The following is a 14663-nucleotide window of genomic DNA, read 5'->3' as shown; positions in this document are numbered from 1 at the left end:
ATGAAACTAAACCTAAACAACACAACGCTTTTAAGAAGAATATTGATTATGTGTTTTATCACGATCAGCATTCCTCTAACTGCACAAATTAAATATTCAGACGGAAATGACAGCTGGAATCCGAATCAATTAGGAAATCACCGCGCTGTAATTGCTTTTACTGGTTCAGGAAATGTTGCTAAAACAACTATCGAATGGCGAAGAAGAGATACAAATCCAGAACTTAAAAAAATCATTGTTCAGGATGCATCTGGAAAGGAAGTTCAGAATATAAAAACCGAAAACATTAATAGAGAAAACGGAACTATTTTCTTTGAACCCATTTCTGGAAAAGGAACATATTACGTTTATTATATGCCTTATGTAGACGAAGGAACGGCAAATTATCCAAAAGGAATTTATCAAAAACCTGAAAACAAAGCCGATGCACAATGGCTTTCTAATATAAAAGCAAACTTAAAAGACAATACTGCTGTAACAGAGATTCAGAGCGTAAATGCTTTCAATAGTTTTTACCCAATGGAAGTAATTGCTACAGCTGCTGAGACTTCTGCTCTTGTGGCAAAAAATAGCGGAAATTCTTTCTTAGTTTTCCCAGAAGACAGAGAACATTCTATTAAATTAAAATCAGATTTACCGCAAAGATGGATTCAGAAAGGCGTTCAAAACAGTTTTGCTGATACCGCAATGAAAGGCGAATATTTAGCTTTTCAATTAGGTGTTTACGCTCTTGAAGATTTAAAAAATGTAAAAGTATCTTTTACCAATTTAGTTAGTACAACTGGTGCAACTATAGATGCTAAAGATATCAGCTGTATTAATACGGACGGAACAAGATATGATGGCAGTCCATTTGCTAGTATTGTTTCGGTTTCAAAAGGAAAAATTCAGGCTATGTGGTGCGGTATCGATGTTCCGCAAACGGCAGCGGCTGGAACTTATGCAGGAAAAGCAACAGTTACAGCTGACGGAAAATCAAAAGAAATCAATCTTCAAATAACAGTTTCTAACGAAGTAACCAAAAACGGCGGCATTGACAGTCCTGAGAAAATGACACGTTTAAAATGGTTAAACTCCACATTAGCGCAAGAAAATACAGTTATTGCGCCTTATACTCCATTAACGGTAAACAATTCTGAAATTGCTTTATTAGGAAGAAAACTGATTCTAGCTCCAAACGGGTTTCCTGCACAAATTCAGACGTTCTTTACTCCAGAAATGACTACAGTAACTACAAAAGCAAATGACATTTTAAGTTCTCCAATTGATTTTCATTTTGTTGATGCATCTGGAAAAGAAGCACAATGGAAAAACAGTGGTGTAAAATTTACTAAAAAAGAAGCTGGAACCGTTTCTTGGGAAAACACCTCGACTTCAAAATCAGTTCAAATGGATATTAATGCCTCTGTTGAATTTGACGGTTTTGTACATTATACAGTAAAAGTTACTGCTCTTGAAGATGTTTCTTTTAATGATATCAATTTCCAAATGCCTATGCAGCCAGCTTCTGCAAAATACATGATGGGATTAGGTCAAAAAGGCGGAGATCGGCCTGCAACTTTTGACTGGAAATGGGACGTTGCTCACAAAAATCAAGACGGTGCTTGGATTGGTGCTGTAAATTCTGGATTACAATTTTCTCTTAGAGACGAAAAATACAGCCGTCCATTAAACACCAATTTCTATTTGCAAAAACCTTTATTATTGCCAACTTCTTGGGGTAATGACAACAAAGGTGGAATTACCATTACACCAAACCCAAAATCGGTTGTAGTAAATGCTTATAGTGGCGCTAGAACAATGAAAAAAGGCGATGTTTTATATTATAATTTCAACTTGTTGATTACGCCATTCCATACTATAAACACAGATTTTCAATGGGATACAAAGTTTTACCACAAATACAGCCCGATCGATTCTATTGCTAAAACTGGTGCAACGGTAATTAATATTCACCACGCAAACGCAATCAATCCATATATCAATTATCCTTTTATCGAATTTAAAAAGATGAAAACGTATATCGATGAAGCACATCAAAAAGGTTTAAAAGTAAAAATCTACAATACCGGTAGAGAGGTTTCAAACAAAGCTTATGAGACTTTCGCTTTAAGAAGTTTAGGCCACGAAATTTATTCTCCAGGAAAAGGAGGCGGATTCTCTTGGCTTCAAGAACATGTTGGCGACGATTATATCGCAGCTTGGTTTGTTCCTGAAATTAAAGATGCAGCAATCGTAAACAGCGGCATGAACCGTTGGCACAATTATTATGTGGAAGGAATGAACTGGCTTACTCAAAATGTGGGTATTGACGGAATTTATCTGGACGATGTTGCTTTTGACAGAATCACAATGAAACGTATCAAAAGAGTTCTGACTAAAGACGGACATCCTGGAATTATCGATTTACACAGTGCGAATCAATACAACAAAAGTGACGGATTTAATAACAGTGCCAATTTATACATGGAGCATTTCCCGTACATCAATAAATTATGGTTTGGAGAATATTTTGATTACGAAAAAAACCAACCTGACTTTTTCTTAACCGAGGTAAGCGGAATTCCTTTCGGATTAATGGGCGAAATGCTTCAAGATGGCGGAAATCCGTGGAGAGGAATGGTTTACGGAATGACAAACAGATTGCCTTGGAGCGATGGTGCTGACCCAAGAAACATCTGGAAAGTATGGGATTCTTTCGGAATTAAAGGCTCTGAAATGATTGGATACTGGAGCGAAAATTGTCCTGTAAAAACAAACAATGCTAAAGTTTTGGCAACAGTTTACAAAAAGAACGGAACGGCTTTAATTTCAATTGCAAGCTGGGCAGATGCTGATGTAAATGTAAAACTGAATATCGACTGGAAAAAACTAGGAATCAATCCTGCAAAAGCAACTATTACAGCTCCAGAAGTTACTAATTTCCAGCCAGCTAAAACATTTACAGCAAAAGACGAAATAACTGTTCCGAAGGGAAAAGGATGGTTATTGATTGTTAAGTAATTAATAGACCCGATTAGTCTAAGCTCCAGAGGAGCGTAATATTTATAGATAATTCATCACGATTTTATAAAGCTCCAGCGGAGCGAAATATATCGCCCCGCTGGGGCTTCTATCGACATAAAATTGTATTTCTATAAATATTACGTCCCGCTGGGACTTTCACACAATAACTATTACGAAATAACCACAAATAACCAAGCTCTCCATCATGAAATTCAAACCATTATTATCAATTCTACTTTTTGGAAGCCTCTTTGTCACAGCACAAAACAAACCCACTATAAAAGAATACAAAAAAGTATTTGCCACATATCCTTTCTCAGATCCAGATCCGATTCCCAAACCAGATACCAAGTTTTATCCGTATTTCCGTTTTGACGGTTTTACAGATAAACCTGTTCAAAAAGAATGGAAAGTGATCGAAATCGAAAATGATTATATCAAACTGATGATTTTGCCAGAAATTGGCGGAAAAGTCTGGTCGGCTATAGAAAAATCTACAGGAAAAGATATTGTGTACAATAATCATGTGGTAAAATTTAGAGACATTGCCATGCGCGGACCTTGGACAAGCGGCGGTGTTGAAGGTAATTATGGAATTATCGGACACACACCAAACTGTGCCACTCCTGTCGATTATAAAATCATAAACCAAGAAGATGGAAGCATTAGCTGCGTAATCGGAGTCTTAGATTTATTAACGAGAACTTCTTGGAAATTAGACATCAATCTGCCAAAAGATAAAGCGTATTTCACCACAAATTCATTTTGGTCCAATACAACCGAATTTGAGCAGCCTTATTATACTTGGATGAATACAGGAATAAAAGCATCTGAAAATCTGCAGTTTATTTATCCAGGACAAACTTATATTGGCCATAACGGAGAATACAATTCGTGGCCAATTGACAAAGAAAATGGCAAAGACTTATCTTTCTACAAAAACAATAATTTCGGCGGTTATAAATCGTATCACGTTTTCGGGAAATATGATGATTTCTTTGGAGGATATTATCATGACGAAGATTTCGGAATGGGAAGATATGGCAATCATGACGATAAGCCTGGCAAAAAAATATGGATTTGGGGATTGTCGCAGCAAGGAATGATTTGGGAAAAATTATTAACTGATACTGACGGACAATACGTAGAAGTGCAAAGCGGAAGATTATTTAATCAGGCAAGCGAAAGCAGTAATCTTACGCCTTTTAAACAACGTTCCTTTGCGCCTTATCAAACCGATACTTGGACCGAATACTGGTTTCCGGTAAAACAGACAAAAGGTTTTGTAAAGGCAAATAATTATGGTGCCGTTAATATAAAAAATGAAAATGGCTGGCTGAAAATCTATTTCTCTCCGCTTCAAAAACTAAATGAAAAAATTGAAGTTTTCGAAGGCGATAAAAAAGTGTATTCTAAAGATATTACTTTGAATACGCTCCAAACATTTAAAGATTCGATTCAGGTAAAAGCTGATTTTAATAAATTGAAATTTATTTTAGGTGGCAATAAACTAGTTTGGAACGGTGCTCCTGAAGATGGAAATATTAATCGTCCAGTAGAAATTCCAAAAAACTTTGATCATAATTCGGTTTACGGATTGTATCTGCAGGGAAAAAATTACATCAGTTTTAAAGATTATATTCTAGCTGAAGATAAACTTAATGCTTGTTTGAAATTAGATCCAAACTACGCTCCTGCTCTTTCTGCATTGGCATCTTTACAAATCAGAAAATTAGATTACAAAGGAGCGGTAAATACAGCAAGCAAAGCTTTAGCGATAGATACTTACGACCCTGCGGCAAATTATTTTTATGCTTTGGCTAATTTCCATTTAGGAAATAACACCGATGCAAAAGACGGTTTTGATATTGCTGCGGCAAGCGTTGAATTCCGTAGTCCGGCTTACACCGCTTTAAGCAAAATTTATTTGGCAGAAAACGATTTGCCAAAAGCTGTTGAATATGCCGAGAAAAGTCTTCTGAATAATCAATATAATGTAGAAGGTTTACAGGTTTTGGCCGTTTTGTATCGTCTTGAAAATAATTCGGATAAAGCTAATTCGGTTTTAAAAACCATTACAAAATTAGATCCGCTGAATCATTTTGCTGATTTTGAAAAATACCTTTCGAATAATTCAAACGATTCAAAAAATGCTTTTACTGCTGCCATTCAAAACGAAATGCCAGAACAAACTTTTCTTGAATTAGGAATTTGGTACAATAATATTAGCCGAAAAGAAGAGGCTTTAAAAGTGTTTTCTATTGCAGAACAAAGTGCCGAAATTATATATTGGAAAGCATTTTTAGAAAACAAACCAGTTGACGTAAGTAAAATCAAACCTGGTACTAGTTTTCCTTTCAGAAATGAAACCGCTGAAATCTTAAAGAAATTAATTCAGACCAACGATCAATACCAATTAAAATATCATTTAGGTTTAATTGAATGGAATCGTAATGAAATTTCTCAGGCAAAAGAATTATTTTCTCAATGCGGTACAAAACCAAATGATCCTGCTTTTTATGGAGCTAAAGCTTCTTTATTTAAAGATGATGCTGCAGTTGTATTGGCAAGTCTTCAGCAGGCTATAAAATTAGATCCGCAAGGCTGGAGATACCATAAAATGCTTGCAGAACATTACATCGCTCAAAAACAATTTGACAAAGCGCTTACTACAGCTGAATCTTTTTATAAAAAACATCAAGACAATTATTTGATCGGAATGTTATATGCCAAAACATTGTTGCTGAACAAAAAATACCGTGAAGCTGATATTTTCTTAACCAAATTGCAAATCCTTCCTTTTGAAGGCGCAATTGCAGGACGACAATTGTATCACGAAGCTAAATTGATGCAGGCTTTGGCAGAAATCAAAAACAAACAATACAAAAAAGCATTGCAATTTATTGCCGATGCCAAACTGTTCCCAGAAAATTTAGGCGTAGGAAAACCTTATGACGAAAACATAGATGAAAGACTAGAAAACTGGCTGGATTATCAATGTTATACCAATCTTGGAAACAAAGAAATGGCTTCGAAATCTTTAGAAAAAATCGTCGCTTTTCAGCCTGTAGTGGATAATACGGTTATGAATTTTCTTCCAGCCAATCAATTGATTTCGGCTTGGGCGATAGAAAAAACTTCATCAGCTCAGGAGGCTGAAAAATGGATTAAAACTCAAGCAGACTTGTATCCGACCAATAAAATAGTACAGTGGACTTTCTTGTCTTACACCAAAAAACAATCTAATATTTTAAGTGAAGATGAAAAAGACGGAGAAGTTAGAATTATCGAAAAACTGTAAAGAACTTTCAAAAACAATTAAAATGAAAAACCTTTTTTTTAAATATTCTTTTTTTGGTCTTGTCCTTTTGATGAGTCCAAAAATAGAAGCACAAAACAAAGCAGAAAAGACTGATGAATTGTCAATTTATCGCACTACTCCTTTAAAAACGCATGATTTAATTCATACCAAGCTGGAAGTTTCATTCGATTACGGAAAACGTTATTTGTACGGAAAAGAATGGATTACCTTAAAACCGCATTTTTACGAAACCGATTCGCTTAAACTGGATGCAAAAGGAATGGATTTCAAAGAAATTGCTATTATTGACGGTAAAAAAAGTATTCCGTTGCAATACAAATACGATAACGAAGAACTTTCAATCGCTTTAAACAGAACATACAAAAGCACTGAAAAGTATACGATTTACATTAATTACACCGCAAAACCAGCAGAACTGAAAAGCAAAGCTGGCGAATCGATTACCAACTCAAACGGATTGTATTTTATTAATCCTGACGGAAAAGGAGACAAACCAACACAAATTTGGACTCAAGGCGAAACGGAAGCTTCCTCTTGCTGGTTCCCGACAATCGACAAACCAAATCAGAAAACAACATCTGAAATTGCGATAACAGTTGAGGCAAAATATACCACACTTTCAAACGGTAAATTAACTTCACAAAAAGTAAATAAAGACGGAACAAGAACCGATATCTGGAAAATGGAACAGCCAAATGCTCCCTATTTATTTATGATGGCCGTTGGAGATTTTAAAATCTATAAAGATTCTTATAATGGTAAAGAAGTAAGCTATTATTTAGAGCCAAAATATGCGCCTTATGCTAAACAGATTTTTTACAAAACGCCAGATATGATGAATTTTTACAGCAAAATGCTTGGAGTAGAATATCCTTGGGCAAAATATGCGCAAATTGTAGTGAAAGACTATTTTGGAGGCGCAATGGAAAATACTTCAGCGACAGTTCATGGCGAATATGTTCAAAAAACAGAGCGAGAATTATTAGATGATAATCAGGAAAGCACCATTGCTCACGAACTTTTTCATCAATGGTTTGGAGATTATGTTACAGCTGAATCTTGGTCAAACTTAACAATGAATGAATCGTTTGCCACTTTTGGAGAAGTGCTTTGGCATGGTCACGATGCTGGACAAGATGGAGAAGACAGATCACGTTATGAAAAATTGCAGAATTATTTACGCTCTCAAAAAAATGGTGACAGTCCTATTTTAGCACGTTTTCATTACAACAATGCAGACGATATGTTTGATAATATCAGCTATTCTAAAGGTTCTATTATTTTGTATGCCATGAAAAACCAAATGGGTGACGAAGCCTTTTTTAAAGGATTGAATCATTATTTAACGACTAATGCTTACAAATCTGGCGAACCGCACCAACTGCGCTTATCGATGGAAGAAGTGACTGGAAAAGACTGGTTGCCTTATTTTGATCAGTGGTATTACAATGCTGGAAGTCCTATTCTTGATGTGACTTACAAATACGCCAACGGAAAAATTATCATTACGATTAGTCAATCTCAGGATAGTGTAGTACAAACCTTTACGTTGCCTTTAAAAGTTGATTTTTACGTAAACGGAACTAAAATAAGAAAGGATATTTTAATTACTAAAAGAGAACAAAGTTTCAGCTTTGACCTTCCTTCAAAACCTGAATTTGTAGATTTAGATCCAGATAAAATCCTAGTTGGCGAAGTGAATGTAGATAAAAAAACGGCTGTTGATTATCTTTTTCAGTATAAAAATGCGCCATCGTATTACAACCGAATTGAAGCTATAAAATTTGCTTCAAAAGACAGAAGTCAGGAATCGCAACTTATTTTACTGGAAGGTTTAAAAGATCCTCAAGAAGACTTACGAGTACTGAGCATCAAAGCAATTGATTTAAATGAAAAACAAACCAAAGATCAGGTTTTAAAAACACTTCTTGACATTGCTAAAAACGATAAAAAGACCATTGCCAGAGCAAATGCTATTGTAAAATTAGCTTCTACTGGTGATGCTTCTTATAAAGCATTGATGGAAGAAAGTATTAAGGAGCAATCCTACAACGTAATTGCAGCAGGAATTACAGGATTAACAAAATATGCGCCAGCCGAAGCAGATAAAGCATTGGCTTCATTAGATGATGACACTCAAAAACATGTGACACCATTAATGAAAAGATTTAGTAGTCAAAAATAATTATTAGAATCCTTAGAATCTGTTTTGTTTTTGAAAACCTCTCTAATCTGGTTCATTAGAGAGGTTATTTTTAAAAATTATCTAACAAAATCACTCATGAAAACTACCTTTTTAAAATCTACTATAGTTCTTTTTCTTTTGTTCGGATGGACAATTGCAACCGCACAAATGATTAAGACTAAAACACCTGCACGAGCAAAAGGACAGCAAGATGTATTGAGAATGGCAGCAGACCCGATTCCAACCGTTCGTGTTGCTTTTATCGGCCTTGGAATGCGTGGGCCTGGAGCAGTTGAACGTATGACACATATTCCGGGTGTAGAAATTGTAGCGTTGTGCGACATGACTCAGGAAAATACTGCGAAATCAAATGAAATTTTAACGAAAGCCGGTTTTCCAAAAGCACAAGAATTCTACGGTGATGAAAATGCTTGGAGAAAAGTTACAGCATTGCCAAACGTAGATTTAGTGTATGTTGCGACAGACTGGCTTCATCATGCTTCTATCGGAGTTCAAGCCATGAAAGACGGAAAACATGTTGCGATTGAAGTTCCTGGCGCTTTAACCATGAAAGAAATTTGGGAACTTATTGATACTTCAGAAAAAACAAGAAAACATTGCATGCAATTGGAAAATTGCGTTTATGATTTCTTCGAACTGACCACTTTAAACATGGCACAACAAGGTGTTTTTGGCGAAATTCTTCATGCTGAAGGTTCTTATATTCATGGTTTACAACCTTTTTGGGGAGAATATTGGAACAATTGGAGAATGGATTATAACATCAAACACCGCGGTGATGTTTATGCGACACACGGTATGGGGCCTGCGTGTCAGGCATTAAATATTCATCGTGGTGACAAAATGAATTTCTTGGTTTCTATGGATACAAAAGCGGTTGGAAATCCCGCTTACATCAAAGAAAAATCAGGACAGGAAATTAAAGATTTTAGAAATGGAGATCATACCATGACAATGATTCGTACTGAAAATGGAAAAACAATTCAGATTCAGCACGATGTGACTTCTCCTCGTCCATATAGCAGAATGTATCAATTGAGTGGCACAAAAGGATTTGCTAACAAATATCCCTTGGAAGGTTATGCTTTGGACGGAAAAGAATTAAGCGATGATGTAAAGCCAAATCACGAAAAACTAAGCGCACACTCTTTTGTTCCTGAAGAAGTGAAAAAAGCATTGATGGAAAAATACAAACATCCAATTGCAAAAGGAATTGAAGAACAAGCTAAAAAAGTAGGCGGTCACGGCGGAATGGATTTTATAATGGATTATCGTTTAATTCACTGTCTGCAAAAGGGGCTTCCATTAGATATGGATGTTTACGATTTAGCCGAATGGTCTTGCCTTGGCCCATTAACCGAAATTTCATTAGACCATAATTCTGCTCCTGTTGAAATCCCAGATTTTACTCGTGGAGGCTGGAATAAACTTAAAAAATTAGAGTTTTCAGAATAAATAATATTGGTTAGTTAAAGAGGGACAAGAGGGCAAAGTAGATGTTGCTCTCTTGTCTGTTTTTAGACCATTCATAAAATTTGGATTCTAAAAAAATATTTCACTTCTCTAAAGCTTACAAAAAAGGAGCTATCTTTTTGAGACAGCTCCTTTCTTACTTATTTAAATAAAAAATTAATTCCAGTTGAAAGTAATTTTCTTTTCTATTTCACTGCTTAAACTCAGAAAAACTGGACAAGTCATAGCAGCACGCTCTAAAATAGTTTTGCTTTTTTCATCAGCATTGCTTTTCATTTGAAATACAATTTCGATTGCTCCAATTCTTCTTGGTTCAGCATTCATAATCTTAGTTACTTCAGCTGTAGAACCAACAAAATCTACTTCCAAATCACGGGCTTTAATTCCCATAATGGTCATCATGCAGCTTGCTAATGCGTTTGCTACAGTATCTGTTGGAGAAAATGCCTCACCTTTTCCGTTATTATCTAATGGTGCATCAGAAATGATTTCGCTTCCTGATTGCACGTGAATTGAACTTGTTCTTAAATCTCCTAAATAGGTTACTTTTGATGTCATTAATTTGCTACTTTTAAAGTTAAGTCACTATCATAATATAAGATGTAAACGCCTTTATTAGCGTGTCCGCCATCTTCTTTTCTATAATATTGAAATTTATTGTCTACTTGCTGAGTTGTCATTAAATCAGCTGTTTCTTGAAATGTTTTTCCTTGAGATAAACGCATCATCGTGTCAAAAGTTACGTCAAATCCTCTAGTTGCGTAGGTTGTTGGATTTGCTTTGTTTTTTAAACGATATTGTTTTTCATAAATTAAAACGGGCTGTTCGTCACTTTCGCGCGTTACTGAAGGATACATTAATTTCAATTTTATCAAATTATCAAAACTGATTTCATCTGTATCTAATGTGCTGTTTGGCTCTAAAATTACCAATTGAACTTGGCATGTTTTCTGAGAATCTAGCAATGCTTTAATCGTAGCTTTAACCATCGCGGTATTGCCTGTCTCCATCACAACGTAATTCATTCGATTTGGTATCAACAAGCTTTTTAAATTAGCCACATCCAAACCGCCCGTTTCGGTTAAAGTTGCAAATGCAACTCCTTTTTGGTTTTGTTTGATGTAATTAATAACCGATTCTTTTTTCTTATCGACTACTGCTACAATATTTCCATTTTTAGAACGCATATAATCAAAAACCGAATTTCTAATCACGTCATTTGAAGGTATGGTTTGGTATAAATTGTCAATCGGATTTGCACTATCTTTTGATAAAGGAGAAATTACTGGAACATTATACGAACGCAGCATATTTGCTGTCGTTTCTGCGTTACTTTGGTAAAATGGTCCAATTACAGCGTCTGCATCTTGAAGTTTCGGAGTTAAACCCACAACATTTGAGGTTGTTTTAGTTTCCTGAGAATCGTAAATAGCCACATCAATTGGAAGTTTTAATGTTTTTGCAGAATCAATCGCCATCATAGCTCCAGCATAAAAATCCAAAGTCATGTTTAAGAACTTGTCGTTTTTAATTCTGTTAGCTGTTCCAGAAGTATCGCTTTGTACTTTTGCCAAATTAAAAGGAAGCAATAAAACGACTTTCTTGCGCTCATTAAGCCCTTTCTTTTTGGTCAATTCAACAATTTCTACGTTTTCATTTTCAGTCGATTTTACTTTATCGACAATTTTAATTCCACCGCCAGCATTTTCAACTGGTTTATACACTGAAGAATCAGCAGGTTTATCTGGAACTTGTGCTGCAATAATTGGAGCTGGAGCCACATATCCTGTTGGAACTTTTAAAACCATTCCTTCTTTTACACCTTCAGAAAGTGACGGATTTAATGCCACTAGTTCTTCTTGCGTCAAATGAAAAACCCTTCCTAAACTGTAAAAAGTTTCTTTTGGTTTTACCTGATATTCCATATAAGAAACTGCTTTTTTAGAAGTTTCAGCAGGCTTTTTACTTTCTGCAGCTTTTGCTGTTTCTAGTGGAGCAGATTCTGTTTTTGGAGCTGTTCCTTTTATGGTTAATCGATAACCAACCGGCAAGCTGTTAACAATATCTGGATTGCGTTTTTCTAATTCGTCAACCGTAATATTATACTGTTTTGCAATACCAAATTTTGTTTCTTTTGGCTGAACATCATGATAAACATATTTTTCAGCACCTTTTTCTTTAGCAGGTTTTGCTGCCGCAGCTTTAGGAGAAGATCCTTTTGCTGGAATAACCAATTTTTGTCCGATTTGAACACCTGTTTTTTCCAAAAACGGATTAGCTGCTTTTAAAGCTTCATCCGAAATTCCGTATTTTTTTTCAATACTGTAAAACGTTTCCTTTGGCTGCACTTCATGGATAATTTCTTTTCCTGAAGCGGCAGCAGTTTTAGTTTCAGAAACTTCTTTTTTTGCTTCTCCTGTTTTTGTCGGAATCAACAACACAGAATTTGGCACCAATCCTGTTCTTGCATCTGGATTGAGCTGATAAATATCATAAGGCGTTACCTTAAATTTTTGTGCAATCTGATTAATCGTCTCACCGCTCGATACTTTGTACTTCACCACTTTTTCTTGCGAAAATGCGCTGGAAGTCATAAAAAATACGAGAGACAATACTGTTAAATAATATTTCATAATAAGGCTTAAAACAATTTAATTTCTAATTCTAAAATAAGTTACAATTTTACTAAAAGCAAAATTCGCGCCGTTTGCTTTATCGCTGTAAAAATTACCTTAAATCGATTTCTACTTTAGCGATAATGATTTCTTTATATAACTCATCTTCTTCTTTTTTCTTGCATTTATAAAGCACTTCTTCCATATTTTCGAACTTATCGGCGTAAACATAATAAGAAAGGCTGTTAATGTTGAAAAAGAAGCTAGCGTTAAATTCGCCAGAATCAATGAGTTTCATAATGAGTTTATCTCGGTCAACTGCGTCTGTAAATATACCTAAAACTAAGTAATACCCGTTTGAAACTTCTTTAAGATTATCATAAACTTCAACTTTTACTGTTTTGTCAGGTCTCAACGGATTATCTTTCAATTCTTGTTTCATTTCTTGCAATGAAATTGTTTTAGAATTTTCTCCTGCACCATTTTTTTTCTGTTTCTTAACGGCTTCATCCTGATATTTTTTCAATTTGATCAAAGCCAATTTATCATCAAATTTTCGAGCTTCCATACTATAATAAGAAGCTTTACTGATGTGTCTTTTTACTTCAATTTTTTTCTGAGTGTCCAAAGAATCAATTTTAGCAATCAAAAGCTGATTTTTTTCATCTCCCCTTTCCTGCTCGATTTTATAACGTTTAATTTCTTCTAAAGACAAACGCTGCTGTAAAGGTTCTGTATTGGATTTTTTCTCGCTTTCGCGGATTTTCTTCTTGTATTCCTGATTTTCCTCAACTGCGATTTTTTCCACTTTATTCATCAAACCAGCGTAAGCTTTTCTGTTTTCTGCCAGTTCCTTTTTCAATTGAGACGATAATTCATTCGTTTTATTGATTCCTTCAGAAGATTGTTTTTCTAGTCTTTTAGATTCTTCAACATTTAAAATTTCCATTCGTTTTAATTCTTTCAAATCATTATTCATTGAAGTGACAAGCGAATCTAACTTAGCCATTAAAATATCTTGAACATTTTTATTAGCTTCCAAAACCAAACGCAATTTTTCAACCGAGTTTTCTTTGGAGCCATTCATATCGTTCAGATTCACTTTCAGATCATTAATTTTTATAATTTTCTGATTCATTTCTTTCTGAACAACAAGACGGTCTTTTAAATCCTCAATTTCGACTGTTTTTGCTTTTGTTTTTTCAACCACAACTTGTTTTTCGGCCAAAGCCAACATCAATTCTTCACTTTCGTTTGATGGTTTTATTGCTGCAGTATTGATGGCTAATTTGTTTCCAACAACTAATCCGTTTACAATTTCAGGATTTTGAGATTCTAATTGCTCAATTGAAATTCCGTATTTCTTAGCAATCGAAAATTTAGTTTCTTTTGGCTCTACAACATGAAAAATGGTTTCCTGATTAATTACACGAACTCTTCCGTCCAAAGTTTTTCTTTTGTTTGGAATTGAAATTGTTTGACCAATTTGCAATCCATTAATCAAAATGTCTTTATTTAAATTTTCTAAATCTTGAACCGAAACATTGTATTGTCTCGCGATACTGAATAAAGATTCTTTAGCCACAACTTGATGTGTCGTTTTTGAAGCAGCAACAACTTCTGATTTAGTTGCACTATCTAAATTTTGAGGAATTATTAATTCTTGGCCAATTTGGAGTCCGTTGGCTAGAATTTCTGGATTGGCATTCTGAATAACTTCAACCGAAACATGATATTGTTTAGACAAACCAAACAATGTTTCTTTGGGCGTAACAATATGGGTTTGCTGCTCTGTATTCTTTTTTTCTGGAGAATGAACAGGAATCTTTATAATCTGATTACCCTTGATTCCGTTTTGCGATTCGGGGTTGAGTTTGTAAATCTCATCTACAGAAACCTTGTATTTTTGGGCAATGAAAAAAGCGGTTTCTCCTTTTTGAATTCTGTGTTCAATTATTGCATCTTGTGCAGTTATTTTGTTAAAAGACAAAACAAACACAAGAGAAATCGTTAAAAGTTCTCTCATAAATAGTAGGTTATA

General features: G+C 34.9%; 7 protein-coding genes. 4 read left to right on the top strand and 3 right to left on the bottom strand.

Annotated features, from left to right (window positions below):
• From M0M44_RS13340 to M0M44_RS13325, 4 genes are all read left to right on the top strand, one after another.
• Positions 1 to 3003 (top strand): glycoside hydrolase domain-containing protein, encoded by a 3003-nt coding sequence (locus tag M0M44_RS13340; RefSeq protein WP_248726086.1) that lies wholly within the window; start codon positions 1 to 3, stop codon positions 3001 to 3003.
• Positions 3004 to 3211: 208 nt separating this feature from the next.
• Positions 3212 to 6307 carry a DUF5107 domain-containing protein gene (locus M0M44_RS13335; RefSeq protein ID WP_248726085.1) on the top strand — a complete coding sequence of 1032 codons (3096 nt, stop codon included), beginning with the start codon at positions 3212 to 3214 and terminating at the stop codon, positions 6305 to 6307.
• Positions 6308 to 6329: 22 nt separating this feature from the next.
• Positions 6330 to 8513: a M1 family metallopeptidase gene (locus M0M44_RS13330; protein ID WP_248726084.1), complete on the top strand. Its 2184-nt coding sequence runs from the start codon at positions 6330 to 6332 to the stop codon at positions 8511 to 8513.
• A 96-nt stretch (positions 8514 to 8609) separates the two neighbouring features.
• Positions 8610 to 9989, top strand: a complete 1380-nt coding sequence (locus tag M0M44_RS13325; protein ID WP_248726083.1) for a Gfo/Idh/MocA family protein — start codon at positions 8610 to 8612, stop codon at positions 9987 to 9989.
• A gap of 174 nt (positions 9990 to 10163) precedes the next feature.
• On the opposite strand, the gene M0M44_RS13320 is transcribed toward M0M44_RS13325, so the two are convergent.
• The 3 genes from M0M44_RS13320 to M0M44_RS13310 all read right to left on the bottom strand — a co-directional run bounded on the left by M0M44_RS13320 (position 10164) and on the right by M0M44_RS13310 (position 14648).
• Positions 10164 to 10565, bottom strand: coding sequence for an OsmC family protein (locus M0M44_RS13320; protein WP_008462463.1), 402 nt, complete (start codon positions 10563 to 10565; stop codon positions 10164 to 10166).
• Positions 10565 to 12640, bottom strand: a complete 2076-nt coding sequence (locus tag M0M44_RS13315; protein WP_248726082.1) for a LysM peptidoglycan-binding domain-containing protein — start codon at positions 12638 to 12640, stop codon at positions 10565 to 10567. The genes M0M44_RS13320 and M0M44_RS13315 overlap by 1 nt, the downstream gene beginning before the upstream one ends.
• Before the next feature lie 94 nt (positions 12641 to 12734).
• Complete coding sequence (locus M0M44_RS13310; RefSeq protein ID WP_248726081.1) at positions 12735 to 14648, bottom strand: LysM peptidoglycan-binding domain-containing protein; 1914 nt, start codon at positions 14646 to 14648, stop codon at positions 12735 to 12737.
• Positions 14649 to 14663: the final 15 nt, after the last annotated feature.

The sequence above is a fragment of the Flavobacterium humidisoli genome, assembly GCF_023272795.1.
Lineage (GTDB): Bacteria > Bacteroidota > Bacteroidia > Flavobacteriales > Flavobacteriaceae > Flavobacterium > Flavobacterium humidisoli.
This window is presented reverse-complemented; position numbering and strand designations above follow the sequence as displayed.

Bases quoted from the DNA above. Each gene is read 5' to 3' on its own strand.
- M0M44_RS13340 (WP_248726086.1), top strand. From the start codon at position 1: ATGAAACTAAACCTAAACAACACAACGCTTTTAAGAAGAATATTGATT.
- M0M44_RS13335 (WP_248726085.1), top strand. From the start codon at position 3,212: ATGAAATTCAAACCATTATTATCAATTCTACTTTTTGGAAGCCTCTTT.
- M0M44_RS13330 (WP_248726084.1), top strand. From the start codon at position 6,330: ATGAAAAACCTTTTTTTTAAATATTCTTTTTTTGGTCTTGTCCTTTTG.
- M0M44_RS13325 (WP_248726083.1), top strand. From the start codon at position 8,610: ATGAAAACTACCTTTTTAAAATCTACTATAGTTCTTTTTCTTTTGTTC.
- M0M44_RS13320 (WP_008462463.1), bottom strand. From the start codon at position 10,565: ATGACATCAAAAGTAACCTATTTAGGAGATTTAAGAACAAGTTCAATT.
- M0M44_RS13315 (WP_248726082.1), bottom strand. From the start codon at position 12,640: ATGAAATATTATTTAACAGTATTGTCTCTCGTATTTTTTATGACTTCC.
- M0M44_RS13310 (WP_248726081.1), bottom strand. From the start codon at position 14,648: ATGAGAGAACTTTTAACGATTTCTCTTGTGTTTGTTTTGTCTTTTAAC.